This is a genomic window from Microbacterium sp. NPDC076895 (assembly GCF_040687115.1).
Taxonomy (GTDB): domain Bacteria; phylum Actinomycetota; class Actinomycetes; order Actinomycetales; family Microbacteriaceae; genus Microbacterium.
The window spans coordinates 174095-192777 of record NZ_JBFBMQ010000005.1; the positions used below are offsets into that span (position 1 = coordinate 174095).

Consider the following 18683-nt stretch of genomic DNA (forward strand, 5'->3'; position numbering starts at 1 on the left):
GGCGGCTCAGACCGGTGAGCTCCAGAGATCCCGAACACCGTGCGGAGCATCTCGAAGCACCCCCGGCCAGACGTCCGCGAGAATCTCGACAGCTCGGCGCAGGTCGCTGGGCGGCGCGGTGAACGGGATGCGGAGGTGCCGTTCATTTCCGCCATCTGGCGCGAACCTCGGACCGGCCGACAGGAGCAGTCCGGCCGCTCGAGCCTGGAGTACCAGCGCAGAACTCAACGGCGCGTTCAGTTCGACCCAGAGGGCGACTCCCCCATCAACCGAGGGCACGCGCCACTCCGGCAGCAGCTCCGAGAGCGCTGACACGAGGGCATCCCGTCCCTCGCGCAGGAACTCACCGCGATGGCGCGCGATCTCGGGCAGCCGGGGGATCAGCCCCGTTGCCACTGCCTGCTCGAACTCGGGAGTACCGAGGTCGTACGCCGGGCGTTCCTGCACAAGCCGGTCGATGAGGTCATGATCGGTCCGGATCCATCCGACCCGCAAGCCGCCCCATACGGTCTTGCCGAGTGACCCGACGCGCACGACCAGGGACTCGCCGGTCCCACGGAAGCCGCGGTCATGAACCCCACGATCGATGTCGAGGTCGGCTGTGGTCTCATCGATCACGAGCCGGGTTCCCGAGCGACTCGCCGCGACCATGATGGTCTCGCGCTCGTGCGCCGACATGCTGCGACCCGTCGGGTTCTGAAAGTCGGGCATGAGGTAAGCGAGGGAGGGCCGGGTACGAGCGAAGGACTCTTCGACGCGCTCGAGATCCCATCCACTTTCAGCCGTCACCGGGATGCCGACGAGCCGCCCGCCCGCACGCCGCAACGCGTCTGCCGCATGCGGATACGTGGGAGTCTCGATCGCTACGCGATCGCCGCGGCCGATGAGCACGCTCGCCAGCAGATGGATTGCGCTTTGGGCGCCGGGGGTGATCATGACCTGGCGCGCCTCGGTCGGCAGGCCACGAGCGCGGAACTGCTCAGCGATGGCTTCCCGCAGCTCAGCGCGTCCGAGAACGTCGTACCCTGACCGCGAGGCGAGCGTCGCCGCATCGGCGGCAACTTCCGCCATGTGCCCGGCAAGGCCAGGCCACGCTGGTGGGCTCGCCTGCTGCAAGTCGATGGTGCCCGCCGTTCCGAGCACGCGCCCGACCTCCCGGCGGCCGAGCGGGAGAGTAACGCTTCCCGAACCGCGCAGGCTGCTGATGTGACCGGAGTCACGAAGGCTCTGATAAGCCATCGACACGGTGCTGCGGCTGACCCGAAGAGCGGATGCCAGTTCGCGCTCCGCCGGAAGCGCAGTCCGCGGCGCGATGCGGTTGTCCAAGCACAGCAGACGGATGCCGTCAGCGAGGGCCTCATACGCCGGTTCACGGGTGCGCCATCCGCCCAGAGCAAGCGTCAGCGAACGCGCAGACATTCGCGACTCCATGGCCACTCCTTCCTAATTGGACTGGTCACATCAGTCCACTTCTGGTCTTGGATGGTGCCATGCCTCGCCGCATCCTGCAACTTCTCATCGGGCTCCCCCTCTACGGTGTCGGAGCTGCGCTGACCGTGGATGCTGGTCTGGGCGTCGACCCCTGGACCGTGCTGGCCGAGGGCCTGTCGATCAGGACGGGCATCGGCGTCGGATGGATGACGAACATCCTCGGCCTCGCGATTCTGCTGGTGTGGATTCCGCTTCGCCAGCGCCCCGGAATCGGCACCCTCGCCAATATCCTGACCGTTGGCACCGCGATGCAGGTCACCCTTTGGGTGCTGCCTCCGATCAGTGGATTCCTCGCTCAGCTTGCCGTGCTCGTGGGAGGCATCCTGCTGGTTGCCATCGCCTCCGGGCTTTACATCGGAGCCCGCTTCGGGCCGGGACCTCGCGACGGACTCATGACGGGGCTGCGCAGCCGGTTCGGGATGCCGATCTGGGCGGCTCGCGCCAGCGTCGAGCTGACGGTGCTCGTCATCGGATGGACTCTGGGCGGCACCGTCGGTCTTGGCACCGTGCTGTTCGCGGCGACCATCGGTCCGCTGGTCCACATCACGCTGCCGCTGTTCGACACCGCTCGCACTCGGGCGACGTCACCGCGCATCGCAGTGCCAGCCGCTCCCGTTGCCTCACCGAGGTAGGACTACTTGGGGTGAGTAACGGGACTTGAACCCGCGACCCCCTGGACCACAACCAGGTGCTCTACCAACTGAGCTATACCCACCATGTGCGCACCGGAGTGCGCAACCAAAAGATTCTCTCACACGCCGGGGGCGAACGCCGACACGGCGGCAGCCGCGGCCTGCTTGGCCTCATCGCTGGTCGGACCCGGCTCCGGAACGAACACGACGCTGCGGTAGTAGGCAAGCTCGCGCAGCGACTCGCTGATGTCGGCGAGGGCGCGGTGACCGCCATCCTTCGCCGGCGCGTGGATGTAGGCACGCGGGTACCAGCGTCTGGCGAGCTCCTTGACACTCGAGACGTCGACGTTGCGGTAGTGAAGCCACCGATCGACGCGAGGCATGTACTTGGCAAGGAACATCCGGTCGGTGCCGATCGTGTTGCCCGCCAGCGGCGCCTTGCCTTCGAGCGGCACAAAGCGCTGGATGTACTCAAGAACCTCGAACTCGGCCTCGGCGACACTGACGCCGTTCGGAATCTCCTCGAGCAGGCCAGACTTCTCGTGCATAGCGGTGACGAAATCGTTCATGTTCGCCAGTGCGGAGGCGTCGGGTTTGATCACGATCTGGAAGCCGGGATCCAGCGGACGCAGCTCGAAGTCGGTGACGATGACAGCGATCTCGACGAGTTCATCGACGGCGAGATCCAGTCCGGTCATCTCACAGTCGATCCATACCAGCCGGTCGTTCTCGCTCGAAGCCATGCCGCCCATCCTAGAGCTGGCACTCACGGCACCCGCGGCGGCTCCCGGTAATCTGGTGGATGCGCCTCCGTAGCTCAATGGATAGAGCATCGGCCTTCTAATCCGACGGTTACTGGTTCGAGTCCAGTCGGGGGCACCAGATGAGTGGCGGGAAGGCGCGGGGGCACGATGATCGAGATGGATGCCGACGCGTTCGAGCACCTGGTCGTCGAGGAACTGGACCGGCTGCCCGATGACATGGTCGACGGACTCGACAACGTCATCTTCGTGGTCGAAGACCGCGGCGAGGATGGTTCTCTCGACCTCCTGGGCCTCTACGACGGGTGGGCGCTGACCGAACGCGACCGATATGGCGTGGGTGAGCTCCCCGATCGGATCATCGTCTATCGTGAAGCCCACCTGGCGGCGTGCGATGATCTGGACGAACTTCGCGCTGAGGTCCACACGACTCTCGTGCACGAGATCGCGCACTTCTACGGGATTGACGATGACCGACTCCACGAGTTGGGATGGGCTTGATGAACAGCGCGACACTGCCTCGAGCTGATGAGGATGTCGACACACGCCACGCCGCTGACACGCCGTGGCAAACGGTCGTGTGGAACGACCCCGTCAACCTCATGAGCTACGTCACCCACGTCTTTCGAAGCTACTTCGGTTTCAGCGCGCAGCGGGCCGAGGCTCTGATGCTCGCCGTGCATCATGAGGGTCACGCCGTGGTCGCTGAAGGCGCGCGCGAGCAGATGGAGCTTCACGTTCATGCCATGCATGACTACGGGCTTTCGGCGACCGTGCGGAGGGCTCCGGCATGACTCGCGAACTCGTGATGGCGATCACGCGCATCGAGGCTCTGCACCTCTCGCAGATGACGGAGCAGTTCCGGGACCTCCTCGATGCCACGACCGATGCGGCAAGCGATGATGCCGTGGCACGCCTCGTCCCCGAGGGGTACCTCGACGATGACGCTGCGGCTCGCGAGTTCCGTCGCTTGACCGAGCGCGAGCTCCTCGACCGCCGCCATGCGGATGCGGAGACCGTCCTCGGCATCCTGCGCCCGACGCTCCCGACCTTGCCGGTCGCATCCGATGACCCGGAACTCACGGAAGAGGTTGTCGTGCACGCGAGCGCCGATGACGTGAGCGCGTTGCTGCGCACGCTGTCGGCGATTCGGCTCGTGCTGGCGACGCGGCTCGGGATTCAGACCGACGACGACCACGACGCCGCTGATCCGCGTTTCGGGATCTACGACTGGCTCGGCTACCGCCTCGACAGCCTCATCACCGCGATCGACGCGGACTCCGGCGAATTCTGACCGGGCGCGACGCGGGTCGACTCAGGGAACGACGAAGACTCGCGTAGCGTGCGCCGCGGGCTCATCACGAGTGATGTGATCGTCTTCCTGCCGCGCCCAACGCTCCCAGTGCGGTCGGTAGGTGTCCCCATCGCGCTCCAAGGCCCGCTCTCGCCGCGAATCCGCCGGCGATTCGACCCACACCCGCACACCGGCGAGCACCGCGCTCGCCGGGGTGAGGATGCCGGATCCTTCGACCACGAGCGGCAGACCGGGGTCAACACCATGGGACTCCGCGTACTCACCCGCACCCCAGTCCCACCGTCGCCAACGCCCCTGCTGCCCGGCAGCGTGCGGGATGAGGACGTTGTGCGTGACATCCTCGACGGCGGCATCCAGGCCATCCCAGCCCGGGTAGGTCGAATCCAGAGCAAGCAGCTGAGGCGCGGCATCCAACGGCCAGCGCTCGAGAAGGAGGCGGGTCAGACTCGTCTTGCCGGCCCCGCTGCGCCCATCGATCAGGATGACGGGCGACGGCGCGGCACGTGCCAGGATGTCGTCGCGCAGGACGTCGGTGGCATCGGTCAGAACCTGACCGACCGGGTCGTCACTTCTTGAGCGCGCGAATGACACGAATGAGAACGTGGCCGGCGACCCACACGAATGGGATTCCGACGGCGAGCAGAGAGATCAGGTTGGGCTCGAAGCGCAGGTCATCGCCGCGGCGAATGTATGCGCCGATCGGGATCGCCGTGCCGCCGGCGCCGCCGCCGCCGTTGCCGCCCTCATCCGAGCCTCCGCCGAACCCCGAGGATGCGAGGGCGACCGGGATGATCTTGATGCCGTCGACGTCCTGCTGTTCTCCGTAGATCCCGGAGACGCCGAAGGATGCTGCCTGTTTGCCAAGTTCGAGCGCGATGTTGGGCATAGCCCCACGCTACCGGCCCGAGACCCTCGAAGACAGGGCGACCTCGATCCGATCCTGGTCAGCGCGGATCATCGCGAGGTAGGCGGGGGTTGGAGGGAAGCGTGCCGCCGCCGCGCTCGCTGATCAGCGTTGCGCGGGTGATGGCCCCTCGACCGAACCGCGCCGCGGCAGTGTCGAGCGCGGACTCGACGCGCCGCCACTCTCCGTCATCGTCCCAGAGGGTGGGCGCTGACTCGCTGAGGGTACGTAGCTTCTCGGCGCGGACGCCCACGAGTCGGATGGGGAGGCGCCTGTCGATCGCGTCGAACAGTTCCAGAGCGACCTCCCCGATACGTTGCCCGACCGAGCTCGGCTCAGGGAGGCTGCGCGAGCGGGAAACGGTGCTGAAGTCAGCGAATCGCACCTTGATCGCCACGGCGCCGGCCTCCCAGGATGCCGCACGAAGTCGCGCCGCCACCCGGTCTGCCAGGCGACGCAGTTCCGATCGCAGGACTGCAGCGTCGCTGATATCGGTGTGGAAGGTTTCCTCGTGCCCCACGCTCTTCTCAACACGGGTCGCCGTGACCTCCCGCGCGTCGCGTCCACGCGCGAGGTTCCACACGCGCTCCCCCATCGCTGCACCCAGGGCGCGCTCGAGAACGGCCTGCGGTGTGTCCAACACGTCGGACACCGTACGGATGCCTCGCGATTCGAGTGCCTCGGCAGCCTTCGGTCCCACTCCCCATAGCGCGCGCACCGAACGTGGCGCGAGGAACGCTGCGGTGTCGGCTTCGGCAACGATCAGAAGGCCATCCGGTTTACTCAGCGTCGAAGCCATCTTCGCGACGTGCTTGGTGGCTGCGGCGCCGACGCTACAGGTCAGGCCAGTCTCGTCACGCACGCGGGCGCGAAGCATCCGCGCGATCGTTCCGGGAGAACCCCACAGGCGCCGCACTCCTCGCACGTCCAGGAAGGCCTCATCGATCGAGAGCGGCTCGACCATCGGCGTGATGTCGTGGAAGACGCGCATGACCTCGCGTGACAGCGTCACGTAACGGTCGAAGTGGGGCGGCACGACGATCGCCTGGGGGCACAGACGCAGCGCCTGGCCGACCGGCATCGCGGCGCGGACGCCGAACGCACGAGCCTCGTACGAAGCACTGGACACCACCGACCGACTCTCGGGCGCACCGATGATGATGGGCTTTCCCGCGAGGGTCGGGTCATCGAGCACCTCGACCGCAGCGTAGAACGCATCCATGTCGACGTGAAGGATGTCGGCGCCGGTGTCATCCGCGTCATCGCGCGACACGAGGCGATTCCTGCCGTCCCCTCGTCCCATGACTCCATTCTCGCCCGCACCTCCGACAGTGCTCTCTCGGCGTTCGCATCATGACCAGACAGCCGGCATCAAGCGAGAGCTAATACCCTAGGGGGTATCCAGCACGCAATCCGAAGGAGCACACCGTGATTACTTCTCTCCGTTCGCTCACCGTCGCGACGGCCGCGCTCACGATGGTGGGGCTGACGGCATGCACGGCGACGCCGCGCAGCGCCCCTGTTGACGCTTCCGCGGCGCCGACGACCGAGAACCTACCGACGTCGACCGAGCCCCCGCTCGCCGACGCCTCCTCAGGTGACGTCGACGCCCAGCTGCTCTATCTCATCGAAGAGGAGAAGCTCGCGCACGACGTCTACACCGTTCTCGGCGACCTCTGGGGCGGCAACGTCTTCACGAACATCGCAGCGTCCGAGATCTCGCATCAGGATGCCGTAGCAACACTCCTCGTGGAGTACGACATTGCCGATCCGCGCTCGGACGAGATCGGCGTGTTCACCGACCCCGACCTCCAGGCGCTCTACGACCAGCTCGTGGCCGAAGGCAGCCAGTCCCGCGCGGCTGCGATCGACGTCGGCATACTCATCGAGCAGACCGATATCGCCGACCTGCAGAGCACTCTCGATGGCGCTCCCGATGATGTTGCGGTCGTCGTCGAGCGCCTGCTGAGGGGCTCGGAGAACCACCTGGCTGCGTTCGAGCGGCAAGCCTGATCGAGCAGATCTTCGCCGGTCAGGACTGCGAAGCGCGCTCCAGGATCAGCTCCCGCACGCGCGCAGCGTCGGCCTGGCCCTTCATCGCCTTCATCACCGCGCCGATGATGGCGCCGGCAGCCTGGACCTTGCCGTCGCGGATCTTCTCGAGCACGTCAGGCTGCGACGCGAGCGCCTCGTCGATCGCCGCGATGAGCGCGCCGTCATCCGACACGACCGCGAGCCCGCGCGCGTTAACGACCTCCTGCGGCGTGCCCTCGCCGGCGATGACACCCTCCAGCACCTGCCGGGCGAGCTTGTCGGTGAGTGTTCCCGCATCGACGAGCCCCTGCAGGGCCGCGACGTCCGCAGGCGAGACGAGGTCGCTCGCTTCGCGGTCCTGAGCGTTGGCGATCCGGGCGATCTCGCCGGTCCACCACTTGCGCGCTGACGCCGGCGACGCACCCGCGGCGATCGTGGCCTCGACCTCGGCGAGGATGCCGCCATTGGCGACATCCTGGAACTCGAGGTCCGTGAAGCCCCACTCGGCCTTCAGTCGCCGGCGACGCGCGGCGGGCGCCTCGGGGAGCGCGGCACGAAGCTCCTCGATCAGCTCAGCTGACGGCTCGACGGGGAGCAGGTCGGGCTCGGGGAAGTAGCGGTAGTCATCGGCATCCGACTTCGGGCGACCGGGCGACGTCGTGCCGGTGTCTTCGTGCCAGTGCCGGGTCTCTTGCGTGATCGTGCCTCCGGCAGCCAAGATCGCGGCCTGCCGCTGAATCTCGTGGCGCACTGCCCGTTCGACCGAGCGCATCGAGTTGACGTTCTTGGTCTCGGTGCGCGTGCCGAGCGGCGCCGGCGGCTCACCGGCCGCAACACGCGGCCGAAGCGAAACGTTGGCATCGCAACGCAGGTTCCCGCGCTCGAGTCGCGCCTCGGAGATGCCGAGCGAGAGCACGATGTCACGGATGGTCCGGACATACGCCTTGGCGATTTCGGGCGCGCGGTGCTCAGCGCCATAGATGGGCTTGGTCACGATCTCAACCAGCGGAACGCCCGCACGGTTGTAGTCGACAAGCGAGTACTCGGCGCCCTGGATGCGACCGGTGGAGCCTCCCATGTGGGTGAGCTTTCCGGCATCCTCCTCCATGTGCGCGCGCTCGATGGGAACTTCTACGATCGTGCCGTCTTCGAGCTCGACCTCAACCTTCCCCTCGAAAGCGATCGGCTCGTCGTACTGCGAGATCTGATAGTTCTTGCCGAGATCGGGATAGAAGTAGTTCTTGCGCGCGAACCGGCTCGATGGCGCGATCGAGCAGCCGAGGGCAAGGCCCAGGCTGATTGAGGAGCGCACGGCTGTCTCGTTCACGACCGGCAATGCGCCAGGCAGGCCCATGTCGACCGGCGCGACGAGCGTGTTCGGCTCAGCGCTGTGGTTGGACGCGTGAGCAGGGTTGCCGGCCGCCGAGAACATCTTGGTCTCAGTGTTCAGCTCGACGTGCACCTCGAACCCGAGCACCGGCTCGAACATCTCGAGAGCCTTGTCGAAGTCCATGAGCTTTGCGGTAGCCATCAGGCACGACCTCCCGTCGCAGCGCCCAGCACCGGGGCACGATCAAGCAGCGGACCGCCCCACTCGTCGACAAGCAGCGCTTCGAGCGCCGCACCGACACGGTAGAGCCGGGCATCCTGCCTCGCCGGGGCGAGGAACTGGATGCCGACCGGCAGTCCATCGTCGGCCGACAGGCCCGAGGGAAGCGAGATCCCGGGCACGCCGGCCAGGTTCGCAGGGATCGTCGCGACGTCGTTGAGATACATCTGCAACGGGTCGTCGATCTTCTCCCCCAAACGGAAGGCTGTGGTCGGGGCGGTGGGAGTGGCAATCACGTCGACCTGCGCGAATGCCTGGTCGAAGTCCTGCTGGATGAGCGTGCGAACCTTCTGCGCGGACCCGTAGTACGCGTCGTAGTACCCAGCGCTCAGCGCGTAGGTGCCCAGGATGATGCGGCGCTTGACCTCGTCTCCGAAACCGGCATCTCGGGTCGCCGCCATCACATCTTCGACCGTTCCCCCCGGAACGTCGACGCGAAGTCCGAAACGAACAGAGTCGAACTTCGCGAGGTTGCTGGATGCCTCGGCCGGCAGGATCAGGTAGTAGGCCGCGACGCCGTACTCAAAGTGGGGCGCGCTGATCTCGACGATCTCGGCGCCGTGCGCCTCCATGCGCGCCAGAGCAGCGCGGAACGACGCAGACACGCCGCTCTGGAAACCGCTGTCGGGCAGCTCCCGGATGACGCCGACGCGCAGACCATTCAGCACGTCGCCGCGGGCTCCTTCGCGTGCGGCATCCGCAAACGACGGCCAGTCCTCGGCGAGCGAGGTCGAATCGTGAGGGTCGTGTCCACCGATGACGTCGTGCAGCAGGCCCGCGTCGAGCACCGTACGCGTGACCGGTCCGACCTGATCGAGACTGGAAGCCAGAGCGATCGCCCCGTACCGACTCACGGCGCCATACGTGGGCTTAAGGCCCACCGTGCCGGTGACGTGAGCGGGCTGACGGATCGAGCCGCCCGTGTCAGAGCCGAGAGCCAGCGGCGCCTCGAACGCTGCCACCGCCGCCGCAGAACCGCCGCCAGACCCACCCGGGATCCGCTCAAGATCCCAGGGGTTATGCGTCGGACCGTATGCCGAGTGCTCGGTCGATGAACCCATCGCGAACTCGTCCATGTTGGTCTTGCCCAGTGGCACGAGACCGGCAGCACGTGAGCGAGCAACGACTGTCGCATCGTAGGGCGACATGAATCCTTCGAGGATGCGAGAGCCGCTCGTCGAGGGCATATCGGTCGTAACCAGCACGTCCTTGATGGCGAGGGGGACGCCGGCGAGTTCGGGAAGCTCCTCGCCTGCCGCGCGCCGGGCGTCGATGCCGGCAGCGACCTCGAGCGCCTGGTCGCTGACGTGGAGGAAGGCGTGGATGTCGGCATCCACCGCTGCGATCCGATCGAGGTGGGCGCGCGTGGCCTCGACACTCGAGATCTCGCCAGAAGCGAGCGAGGATGCCAGTTCGGCTGCGGTCAGTCGGGTGAGGTCTGTCACTGCTCTTCTCCCAGGATCGCGGTCACACGGAAGCGGCCGTCTGCGGCATCCGGGGCGTTCTGCAGCACCTGCTCGGGGGTGAGCATGTCGCCGGGAACATCAGCGCGGAACACGTTGCGCAGGGCGATCGGATGACTCGTCGCGGGCACCTCGGGAGTGGCGACCTGAGACACCTTGGCGATGTTGTCGACGATCGCGTCGAGCTGACCGGTGAGGCGCTGAACCTCGTCGTCGCTCAGGCGGATCCGGGCGAGCACACCGAGATGGCGCACGAGATCGGGGGTGATTTCAGACACCGGACCATTCTAGGCGGGGCGATGGCGCGCCCCCGCCGAGCCCTCTCCCGGCATCACGCCGCAGAGCGCTCAGCCCGGTGCACGGTGAGTCGATGAGCCGGGAGCGCCGCCACGATCCCGCTCGCGATGAAGACGATCTGCATCATCGCTCGTGGAAGGAGTGGCGTCGACGGCGCGGCAGGGTTGTCTACTCCGGCGGCCGCGACGATGTTGGCTGGGAACATTGCCACCAGAAGCAGCACAGCACCCCACGCGGCCCATCGCCGGGTTCGCGGCACGACGAGCCCGACGGCGAGCGCAATCTCCGCTATGCCCGTGGCTGTGACGACGAGGTCGGGGAATGGGACGAACTCCGGCACGATGGCGACCAGTCCCGAGCGCTGCGGTTCGACGAACTGCGTCACGCTCGCGAACAAGAGCACCGCCGCAAGTCCTGCGCCTGCCGCCGCAGGCCACGAGGCCCACGGGTGAACTCGAGTCACGCCGCGCGAGATGAGCACCCACGTGGCCAGTCGCACCAGTCCGGTCACGAGGACAAGCGGGATGAGAAGTGCCATGGTCATGTCCTTTCGGAAAGTAAACTTGTTGCTGACAAGATTGCCCGACGCTCGCTTATCTTGTCAATGACAAGTTAAGGTCTGTTTATGGCGAACTATCACCACGGCGACCTTCGGCGGCAGCTTCTGGCGGAGGCCGCTCGAGTCGCCGCAGGGTCCGGCCCCGATGCTCTGACGCTGCGTGAACTCGCGCGCCGCGCCGGCGTGAGCCACGCCGCGCCCGTCCACCACTTCCCCACCAGGCGCGATCTCATGACGGCGCTGGCTACCGAAGGATTCACCCTGCTCAGTGCGGCGTTGACAGAGGTGGGCGGCGACATCTACGACCACGGCGTGACCTACGTGACCTGGGCCCTGGCCCACCCCGGACACTACGCCGTGATGTGGACACCGCGACTAACCGATGAACAGGACGCCTCGCTCACTACCGCGCGAATGGCGACATGGAGCATCCTCGAGCGGGCCGTTGCTGATGCCCGCGCCGACGGGTCGGAGAGCGAGGGAGCGCGCGACGCAGCGTACGCTGCGTTCGCTGTCGTGCACGGTCTCGCCGGAATCTGGCTGAGTGGCGCAACGCCGCTTCCTCCCGATCCCGACTCACGCGCTCGCGCGATCGTGCGGCATCTCACCTTCGACACGAACTGACCGCGGGCCGGACCTTCAGAGGCGGCGCCCTCCCCCCTAGGCTGAATGCCGTGATGCCGTACGACCCGCCCCGCCCTTGGATCGCCAGCTACGCGGAGGGGGTCCCCGAGGACCTCGAGCCGGTCAGCGGGTCACTGATCGACATCGTCGCAGCATCCGTCCGGGACTATCCCGACGCACCGGCGCTGCAGTTCTTCGGACGCACGACGAGCTACCGGTCGCTCGACGAGCAGATTCAGCGCGCCGCTGCCGCCTTGCACGCACACGGCGTTCGAGCAGGCGACCCGGTCGCGATCGTGCTGCCCAACTGCCCGCAGCACATCGTCGCGTTCTACGCCATCTTGCGGTTGGGCGCCGTTGTCGTCGAGCACAACCCGCTCTATACGCCGAGGGAGCTGCGCAAGCAGTTCGAAGACCACGGCGCCAAGCACGCGATTGTCTGGAGCAAGGTCGTGCGCACGGTCCAGGAGTTCCCGCGCGACCTGCGGGTGAAGACGCTGATCTCTGTAGACATCACCAAGGCCATGCCCCGGACGATGCAGCTGGCACTCAAGCTCCCGATCGCCAAGGCACGCGAGGCGCGCACTGCGCTGACCGAGCGAGTCAGCGGCGCGGTCAGCTGGGATGACGTCGTCGGTCACGAGCCACTTCCCGCCACGCATCCGTCACCCTCGACCGACGATCTCGCCCTCATCCAGTACACGAGCGGCACCACGGGCAGCCCCAAGGGCGCGTCGCTGACACACCGCAATCTGCTGTCGAACGCGGCACAGGCGCGAGCGTGGGTCCCCACGATCCATCGCGGTGAAGGATGCGTGGTCTACGCGGTCCTGCCGATGTTCCACGCCTACGGGCTGACCCTGTGCCTCACATTCGCGATGTCGATGGGTGCACGCCTGGTGCTGTTCCCCCGATTCGATCCCGACATGGTGCTCGAGGTCACGAAGAAGCATCCTGCGACTTTCTTGCCGCTCGTTCCCCCGATCGCGGATCGGCTCTTGAAGGAGTCCCAGCGCACGGGGATCTCGCTTGCAGGCACCGGCGTCGCGATCTCGGGAGCGATGGCACTCCCCCACGAGCTCGTCGTGCCGTTCGAGGCCGAAACCGGCGGATACCTCGTCGAGGGGTACGGACTGAGCGAATGCTCCCCCGTACTGATGGCCAATCCGGTTGCCGACAATCGCGTCCCCGGAACCGTGGGGCTGCCCCTCCCGGGCACCGAGTGCCGGGTCGTCGACCCCGACAATCCGACCGTGGATGTCGCGCCCGGGGAGCGCGGCGAGCTCATCGTGCGCGGTCCCCAGGTGTTCTCGGGCTACTACGGCCGACCCGAAGAGACCGAAGAAGTTTTCGTGGACGGCTGGTTCCGCACCGGCGACATCGTCACGATCGACGAAGCGGGATTTGTGCGGATCGTCGATCGCATCAAGGAACTCATCATCACCGGGGGCTTCAACGTCGCCCCGACCGAAGTCGAGGCAGTGCTACGACAGCATCCGGCGGTCGCCGATGTCGCTGTCGTCGGGCTGCCCTCGGATCGCTCCGGCGAGGAGGTCGTCGCAGCGATCGTGCTCGATCCGGGCGTCGACGAGATCGACGAGACGGCGATCCGCGACTTCGCGCGCAGCATCCTCACCCCCTACAAAGTCCCGCGGCGAATCTTCGTCGTCGACGAGCTGCCGAAGTCGTTGATCGGCAAGGTGCTGCGCCGACAGGTCCGCACCAAGCTCCTGGAGCTCTCGGGCGAGGAGTAAGCCCTGCGGTATCAGGCTCGCCACTGCCCAGGCCGCGGTTGAATCCAGACGGGAATCGAGTAGCCCGCCTCGTCCGGAAAGTGGCCGTTGACATCGTCATAGGTGAGTTGGAGAAGCGGAACCGAGAACGCGTCCGGTCGCTCGTAGAACCGATTGGCGGCGAAGGCGATCTCGCCCGGGTTGGGAACCACCTCAACGCGGACCCGATGCTGCCATGCCTCGAAACTCAGAATCTCGCCCGGAACGAGATCGGATCCCTCTCGGATACGCCCGGACAGATCGTTGAGAACCGCTGCCGCAGTCTCGGCCCGCACACCAAGAATCACGAGCTCAGGATGACCGATCCCATACAGGCCAACCGTGTAGGCGAACGGCGCGCACTCAAGGTCCCCATCCCCGCCGACGTATTGGATGTACGTACCGTGCTTGCGAATGGTCTCGACGGTGTAGCGATCTTCTTGGTCGAGCCATGCCTGCGTCGCGGCGTCCATTGCGCTCATATCTTGTCCTCCCTCAGTGACCTTGATACCGAGACTAGAACAAAGGTACGACACTGACTTATGCGCCCGACCACTCCCCCAGCGCCGCAGGACCCTGCTCGACAAGGATGCGAAATTGCGCTGCATCGATGATGCGGATGCCGAGCTCCTCGGCTTTCGCGAGCTTCGAACCCGCGCCTGGTCCCGCCGCGACGAAATCCGTCTTCTTCGACACGCTCGAGGCAGCCTTCCCACCGGCAGCCATGATCGCCTCCTGTGCACCCTCGCGGGTGTATCCCTCAAGAGTTCCGGTAGCCACAACCGTGACGCCCTCGAGCACGCCGCCCGAGGCGACAGCAGCACCCGGACCCGGATGCCCGGGAGTGGCAAGCTGCGCTCCGGCAGCCGCCCACCGCTCAACGATCTCCACGTGCCAGTCGACCTCGAACCAGTCGATGATCGCGTCGGCGATGATCGGGCCGACGCCCTCGACTGCGGCGAGTTCTTCACGGGACGCTGCACGAATCGCATCGATTGACCCGAACCACTGCGCCAGCGCGCGGGCGGCGACCGGGCCGACGTGACGAATGCTCAACGCGACGAGGAAGCGCCACAGCTCCTTCGTCTTGGCGCGTCCGAGATTCTCGAGCAGCTCATGCGCCGCCGCGGACAGGATGAAGTCGGCATCGCCATCGAACGGCCCGTCGGGATCGAAAACAGGATCGGGGCGCGACGGGGTCGGCGCACGGCCTTCCAGGGGAGCCTTACGCTGACGACGGAACGGGCTGCGCGCATCCGGCTCGCCGTCAGCATCGAGACGAACGAGTCCCGTCTCAGCATCCCGGACCTCGACGTCGATCGGAAACAGGTCCTCGGCACGCAGATCGAAGAGGCCGGCTTCGGTGACCAGCGGCGGCACCTCGGGCCGCAACGGATGCGTCAGCGCCGCGGCTGACACCTCGCCGAGACCCTCGATATCGAGAGCGCCCCGCGACCCGATGTGCTCCACACGCCCCCGCACCTGAGCGGGACACGATCTCGTGTTCGGGCACCGCAGGTCGATGTCGCCGTCCTTCGCTGGGGCGAGCGGAGAGCCGCATTCGGGGCAGTGCGTCGGCATGACGAATGCGCGTTCGCTGCCGTCACGCAGCTCCACGACCGGGCCCAGAACTTCTGGGATGACGTCGCCGGCCTTGCGGATGACGATCGTGTCGCCGATCAACACGCCCTTGGCCTTCACGACATCCTGATTGTGCAGCGTCGCCTGGCGCACGACGCTGCCGGCGACCCGCGCGGGTTCCATGACCGCGAAGGGCGTTGCTCGACCGGTGCGACCGACCGACACCACGATGTCGAGCAGTTTCGTGTTCACCTGCTCGGGCGGGTATTTGTACGCGATCGCCCACCGCGGGGCGCGGCTGGTCGCGCCCAGCTCGTCGTGCAGAGCCAGCTCATCGACCTTGACGACGACACCGTCGATCTCATGCTCGACATCGTGCCGGTGCTCGCCGTAGTGACGGATGTAGTCGGCAGCGGCATCGACGGATTCAGCGACCGTGAAGTAACGACTCACGGGTAGCCCCCACGACTCCAGCAGGCCATAGACCTCGCTCTGGGTCGCCACGGGAGGATTCGGCCACGCACCGATGCCGTGGACGGTCAGGCGCAGTCGCGAGAGCCGCTCGTGCATCGCCTCGAGTTGGCGCTCGTTCTTACCGTCGCGCTTCTGGCGCAGAGACCCGGACGCGGCGTTCCGCGGATTCGCGAACAGCCGGTCGCCCACCGACTCCTGATAGGCGTTGAGCGACGCGAAGTCCGCGACCGTGAAGAACACTTCTCCTCGCACCTCGACGAGCTCCGGATGCCCTGAGCCGGCAAGCGCGGTCGGGATCCCCGCAACGTCCCGAACGTTCTCGGTGACGTCCTCCCCCACGCGACCGTCACCCCGCGTGGCAGCCGACACGAGTCGTCCGCGCTCGTAGCGCAGTGACAGGGCGAGACCGTCGATCTTGAGTTCACACAGATAGTGAACCGAACCACCGACGTCGCGCTGCACACGAGCTGCCCACGCACGGAACTCCTCTTCGCTGAAGACGTTGTCAAGGCTCAGCATCCGTTCGGCGTGCTCGACGGGCGCGAAGAGCGTGCCGGATGCCGCGCCCACCGACAGCGTCGGAGAGTCCTGCCCCTGAACCTCCGGGTGCAGACGCTCCACCGCCTCGAGACGCTGCATCCACCCGTCGTAGGTGGCGTCGTCGACGAGAACCTCGTCCCGGCCGTAATACGCGTCGCGCGCGTCGACGATCAGATCGCTTAGACGCGCAGCCTCGGCACGAGCATCATCGAGACTGAGCCGCGCGAGCTCCGCGTCGGTGCTCGTCGCAGATGCAGAGGAAGCGTCGTTCGTGGCCACGAGTGAAGTCTAGGCAGGGCCCACGACACCGCGCGGAGGCTCAGACCTCGACGGGGACGGCCGAGCGGGTGCGATCGATCGTGAACTGGCCGATCACCCGGGTGCCGTCGTAGAGCACCGCCGTCTGCCCGGTGGCGACACCGTCCAAGGGCTCATCCGGGGTCACAACGACCTCGCCGTCAACGAGCTCCGCGCGCGCCGGCACGGGATCGGCGTGAGCCCGGATCTGCACGTCGCACGGGAAGGATGCCGCACCCGGCGCACGTCCTGCCCAACTCACCCTCGATCCCGCGATCTCGGCGGTTGCGAGAGCCTCCTTGGGTCCCACGACCACCGTGTTCGTCACCGGCCGGATCTCGAGAACGAACCGCGGCTTGCCATCCGGAGCAGGAGTTCCGAGCGCGAGTCCGCGCCGCTGCCCGACCGTATAGGCGTGGGCACCGTCGTGGGTTCCCACCTGCGCACCGGAGCGATCGACGATGGGCCCCTCCGCGACACCGACGCGCTCGGCGAGCCACCCCTTCGTGTCGCCATCCGGGATGAAGCAGATGTCGTGACTATCGGGCTTGTGCGCGACCGTCAGGCCTCGCTCCTCGGCCTCGGCGCGAACGACCGCCTTCGAGGGCGTCGAGCCGAGCGGGAAGAGGCAGTGCGCGAGCTGATCGGCGTCGAGAACACCGAGAACGTACGACTGGTCCTTGGCGGCATCGGAGGCGCGGTGCAACTCGCGGCCTTCCGGCGTCTCGACGAGCGTCGCATAGTGGCCGGTGCAGACGGCGTCAAAGCCGAGCTCGATCGCCCGTTCCAGGAGGGCTGCGAACTTGATCTTCTCGTTGCAGCGCATGCAGGGATTGGGCGTGCGCCCCGCGCGGTACTCGGCGATGAAATCGTCGATCACCTCGTCGCGGAACCGCTCCGAGAAGTCCCACACGTAGAACGGGATGCCGAGGCGATCAGCCGCGCGGCGGGCATCCATCGCGTCCTCGATCGTGCAACATCCTCGGCTTCCCGTGCGCAGCGTCCCGCCCGCACGTGAAAGCGCGAGATGCACCCCGACGACCTCGTGTCCGGCATCCACGGCGCGCGCAGCAGCCACCGCGGAGTCCACTCCGCCACTCATCGCCGCCAGAACACGCATGGTCCCAGTCTACGAGCGGCCGTCTGGACGGGGACCGGATGCCGCCCGCGCGCGCTCGACCGCGTCGGGGAGCACGCGAAGGACTGCATCGATGTCGGCATCCGTTGTGGAGCGCCCCAGCGTGAACCGCAGAACCTCACGCGCTTCGCGCTCGCTTCTGCCCATCGCCGTCACGACGTGGGACGGCTCGGGAACACCCGCCTGACACGCCGACCCCGTCGATACCGAGACACCCGCCATGTCGAGGAGGAAAAGAAGCGACTCCCCCGATGCGCCGGGAAAGAGAATGTGCGCGTTTCCCGGGAGGCGATCGACCGAATCGCCGAGCAGCTCGGCACCGGGCACCGTTGTGAGAACTCCCGCGATCAGCCTGTCGCGCATCACCGACAAGCGCTCTGACTCCTCGGCAAGTTCCGCGACTGCGAGCTCAGCAGCCACCGCGAATGCCGCAGCTCCAGCGACATCCTGCGTCCCCGAGCGCAACCCTCGCTGCTGGCCCCCGCCGTGCAGCAGCGGATCCAATCGGGCAGAACGCGCGACCACGAGTGCGCCGACTCCGATGGGGCCACCGACCTTGTGCGCCGACACGCTCATGGCGAGCAGTCCGGCGCCAGGGCGAGCATCGCCCCGCAGCTGCGCGAAAGACACCGGCACATGCCCGAACGCCGCAATGGCGTCCAGATGCAACGGCACACGCTCTGAGGCGGCGGCCTCGGCGAGGCCGGCAGCCGGGTTGACCGTACCCACCTCGTTGTTGGCGACAAGAGCCGTTGCCAACGCAGCGCCCGGGAGAGCCGCCGCGAACTCGGAAGTGTCGATGCGTCCAGCGAGTGTCAGCGACACGCTCCGGATGCCTGCACCATCGCGCCGAGCGATCCATTCCACCGGGTCGATCGATGCATGGTGCTCACCGTCAGGAAGCACGATGTCAGATGTTCCCGAGCGGCGCGTCTGCCAGAGCCCCTTCAGGGCGAGGTTCACGGCTTCGGTTCCGCCGGAGGTGATCACGATCTCGATCGGATCGCACCCCACCGCGGCAGCGAGCCGCTCACGCGCATCCTCCAGGACTCGCCGAGCGCTCTGGCCATTCGCGTGGATCGACGACGCATTGCCGACGACCGCACTCGCCTCCAGCCAGGCCTCGCGCGCCTCAGGGCGCAGCGGAGTCGACGCGGCGTGATCCAAATAGATGCTCACGACTCCACTGTGC

General features: G+C 66.8%; 20 protein-coding genes and 2 tRNA genes. 8 read left to right on the top strand and 14 right to left on the bottom strand.

Annotated elements, in window-relative coordinates; genetic code table 11:
• Positions 1-6 precede the first annotated feature (6 nt).
• On the bottom strand, positions 7-1431 hold the full coding sequence (locus AB0O89_RS06390) for a PLP-dependent aminotransferase family protein (protein WP_363495257.1): 1425 nt from the start codon (positions 1429-1431) through the stop codon (positions 7-9).
• Positions 1432-1490: 59 nt separating this feature from the next.
• Here AB0O89_RS06390 and AB0O89_RS06395 point away from each other — a divergent pair, with 59 nt between their 5' ends.
• Entirely contained in the window at positions 1491-2123 is a 633-nt protein-coding gene (locus AB0O89_RS06395; protein ID WP_363495260.1) for a hypothetical protein, read from the top strand.
• A gap of 7 nt (positions 2124-2130) precedes the next feature.
• On the opposite strand, the gene AB0O89_RS06400 is transcribed toward AB0O89_RS06395, so the two are convergent.
• Positions 2131-2206: transfer RNA gene (locus tag AB0O89_RS06400), tRNA-His, on the bottom strand.
• A 36-nt stretch (positions 2207-2242) separates the two neighbouring features.
• Positions 2243-2866 (bottom strand): oligoribonuclease, encoded by a 624-nt coding sequence (orn, locus tag AB0O89_RS06405; RefSeq protein ID WP_363495263.1) that lies wholly within the window; start codon positions 2864-2866, stop codon positions 2243-2245.
• 63 nt (positions 2867-2929) lie between these two features.
• Here orn and AB0O89_RS06410 point away from each other — a divergent pair.
• The 4 genes from AB0O89_RS06410 to AB0O89_RS06425 all read left to right on the top strand — a co-directional run bounded on the left by AB0O89_RS06410 (position 2930) and on the right by AB0O89_RS06425 (position 4178).
• Positions 2930-3005: transfer RNA gene (locus tag AB0O89_RS06410), tRNA-Arg, on the top strand.
• A gap of 29 nt (positions 3006-3034) precedes the next feature.
• Positions 3035-3385, top strand: a complete 351-nt coding sequence (locus tag AB0O89_RS06415) for a metallopeptidase family protein (RefSeq protein WP_300593556.1) — start codon at positions 3035-3037, stop codon at positions 3383-3385.
• Positions 3376-3678: an ATP-dependent Clp protease adapter ClpS gene (gene clpS, locus AB0O89_RS06420; protein WP_363495266.1), complete on the top strand. Its 303-nt coding sequence runs from the start codon at positions 3376-3378 to the stop codon at positions 3676-3678. Before AB0O89_RS06415 ends, clpS begins: the two co-directional genes overlap by 10 nt.
• On the top strand, positions 3675-4178 hold the full coding sequence (locus tag AB0O89_RS06425; RefSeq protein WP_363495269.1) for a DUF2017 family protein: 504 nt from the start codon (positions 3675-3677) through the stop codon (positions 4176-4178). Before clpS ends, AB0O89_RS06425 begins: the two co-directional genes overlap by 4 nt.
• A 21-nt stretch (positions 4179-4199) precedes the next feature.
• Here the strand turns inward: AB0O89_RS06425 and AB0O89_RS06430 are convergent, their stop codons facing one another.
• Genes AB0O89_RS06430 through AB0O89_RS06440 form a run of 3 tightly spaced genes read right to left on the bottom strand, consistent with a single transcriptional unit; the run spans position 4200 to position 6406 of the window.
• Complete coding sequence (locus tag AB0O89_RS06430; RefSeq protein ID WP_363495272.1) at positions 4200-4790, bottom strand: hypothetical protein; 591 nt, start codon at positions 4788-4790, stop codon at positions 4200-4202.
• Entirely contained in the window at positions 4765-5085 is a 321-nt protein-coding gene (locus tag AB0O89_RS06435; RefSeq protein ID WP_195691589.1) for a hypothetical protein, read from the bottom strand. The genes AB0O89_RS06430 and AB0O89_RS06435 overlap by 26 nt, the downstream gene beginning before the upstream one ends.
• A gap of 58 nt (positions 5086-5143) precedes the next feature.
• Positions 5144-6406 carry a DNA polymerase IV gene (locus AB0O89_RS06440; protein ID WP_363495275.1) on the bottom strand — a complete coding sequence of 421 codons (1263 nt, stop codon included), beginning with the start codon at positions 6404-6406 and terminating at the stop codon, positions 5144-5146.
• A 125-nt stretch (positions 6407-6531) separates the two neighbouring features.
• Here AB0O89_RS06440 and AB0O89_RS06445 point away from each other — a divergent pair, with 125 nt between their 5' ends.
• Positions 6532-7116 (top strand): DUF2202 domain-containing protein, encoded by a 585-nt coding sequence (locus tag AB0O89_RS06445; RefSeq protein WP_363495278.1) that lies wholly within the window; start codon positions 6532-6534, stop codon positions 7114-7116.
• Positions 7117-7135: 19 nt separating this feature from the next.
• Here AB0O89_RS06445 and gatB read toward each other — a convergent pair whose 3' ends face one another.
• The 4 genes from gatB to AB0O89_RS06465 are packed head-to-tail and all read right to left on the bottom strand — an operon-like array spanning position 7136 to position 11044.
• Entirely contained in the window at positions 7136-8668 is a 1533-nt protein-coding gene (gene gatB / locus AB0O89_RS06450; protein WP_363495281.1) for an Asp-tRNA(Asn)/Glu-tRNA(Gln) amidotransferase subunit GatB, read from the bottom strand.
• Entirely contained in the window at positions 8668-10191 is a 1524-nt protein-coding gene (gene gatA, locus AB0O89_RS06455) for an Asp-tRNA(Asn)/Glu-tRNA(Gln) amidotransferase subunit GatA (protein WP_300592614.1), read from the bottom strand. Before gatA ends, gatB begins: the two co-directional genes overlap by 1 nt.
• Positions 10188-10487, bottom strand: a complete 300-nt coding sequence (gatC, locus tag AB0O89_RS06460; RefSeq protein WP_363495285.1) for an Asp-tRNA(Asn)/Glu-tRNA(Gln) amidotransferase subunit GatC — start codon at positions 10485-10487, stop codon at positions 10188-10190. The genes gatA and gatC overlap by 4 nt, the downstream gene beginning before the upstream one ends.
• Before the next feature lie 53 nt (positions 10488-10540).
• Positions 10541-11044 carry a DoxX family protein gene (locus AB0O89_RS06465; RefSeq protein ID WP_363495288.1) on the bottom strand — a complete coding sequence of 168 codons (504 nt, stop codon included), beginning with the start codon at positions 11042-11044 and terminating at the stop codon, positions 10541-10543.
• 87 nt (positions 11045-11131) lie between these two features.
• On the opposite strand from AB0O89_RS06465, the gene AB0O89_RS06470 reads away from it, so the two are divergent.
• Both AB0O89_RS06470 and AB0O89_RS06475 read left to right on the top strand, forming a co-directional pair.
• The gene (locus tag AB0O89_RS06470) at positions 11132-11689 is read left to right on the top strand and encodes a TetR/AcrR family transcriptional regulator (RefSeq protein ID WP_363495291.1); all 558 of its coding nucleotides are present in this window, start codon (positions 11132-11134) and stop codon (positions 11687-11689) included.
• A 53-nt stretch (positions 11690-11742) separates the two neighbouring features.
• Positions 11743-13443, top strand: a complete 1701-nt coding sequence (locus AB0O89_RS06475) for a long-chain-fatty-acid--CoA ligase (RefSeq protein ID WP_363495350.1) — start codon at positions 11743-11745, stop codon at positions 13441-13443.
• An 11-nt stretch (positions 13444-13454) separates the two neighbouring features.
• Here the strand turns inward: AB0O89_RS06475 and AB0O89_RS06480 are convergent, their stop codons facing one another.
• From AB0O89_RS06480 to AB0O89_RS06495, 4 genes are read right to left on the bottom strand one after another with little or no spacing between them, the layout of a single operon-like run.
• Entirely contained in the window at positions 13455-13943 is a 489-nt protein-coding gene (locus AB0O89_RS06480; protein ID WP_363495294.1) for a DUF4262 domain-containing protein, read from the bottom strand.
• Positions 13944-14001: 58 nt separating this feature from the next.
• Entirely contained in the window at positions 14002-16335 is a 2334-nt protein-coding gene (ligA, locus tag AB0O89_RS06485) for an NAD-dependent DNA ligase LigA (RefSeq protein ID WP_363495297.1), read from the bottom strand.
• Between the two features lie 40 nt (positions 16336-16375).
• Complete coding sequence (gene mnmA / locus AB0O89_RS06490; RefSeq protein ID WP_363495300.1) at positions 16376-17473, bottom strand: tRNA 2-thiouridine(34) synthase MnmA; 1098 nt, start codon at positions 17471-17473, stop codon at positions 16376-16378.
• A gap of 9 nt (positions 17474-17482) precedes the next feature.
• Positions 17483-18670 carry a cysteine desulfurase family protein gene (locus tag AB0O89_RS06495; RefSeq protein ID WP_300594039.1) on the bottom strand — a complete coding sequence of 396 codons (1188 nt, stop codon included), beginning with the start codon at positions 18668-18670 and terminating at the stop codon, positions 17483-17485.
• Between the last annotated feature and the right edge of the window lie 13 nt (positions 18671-18683).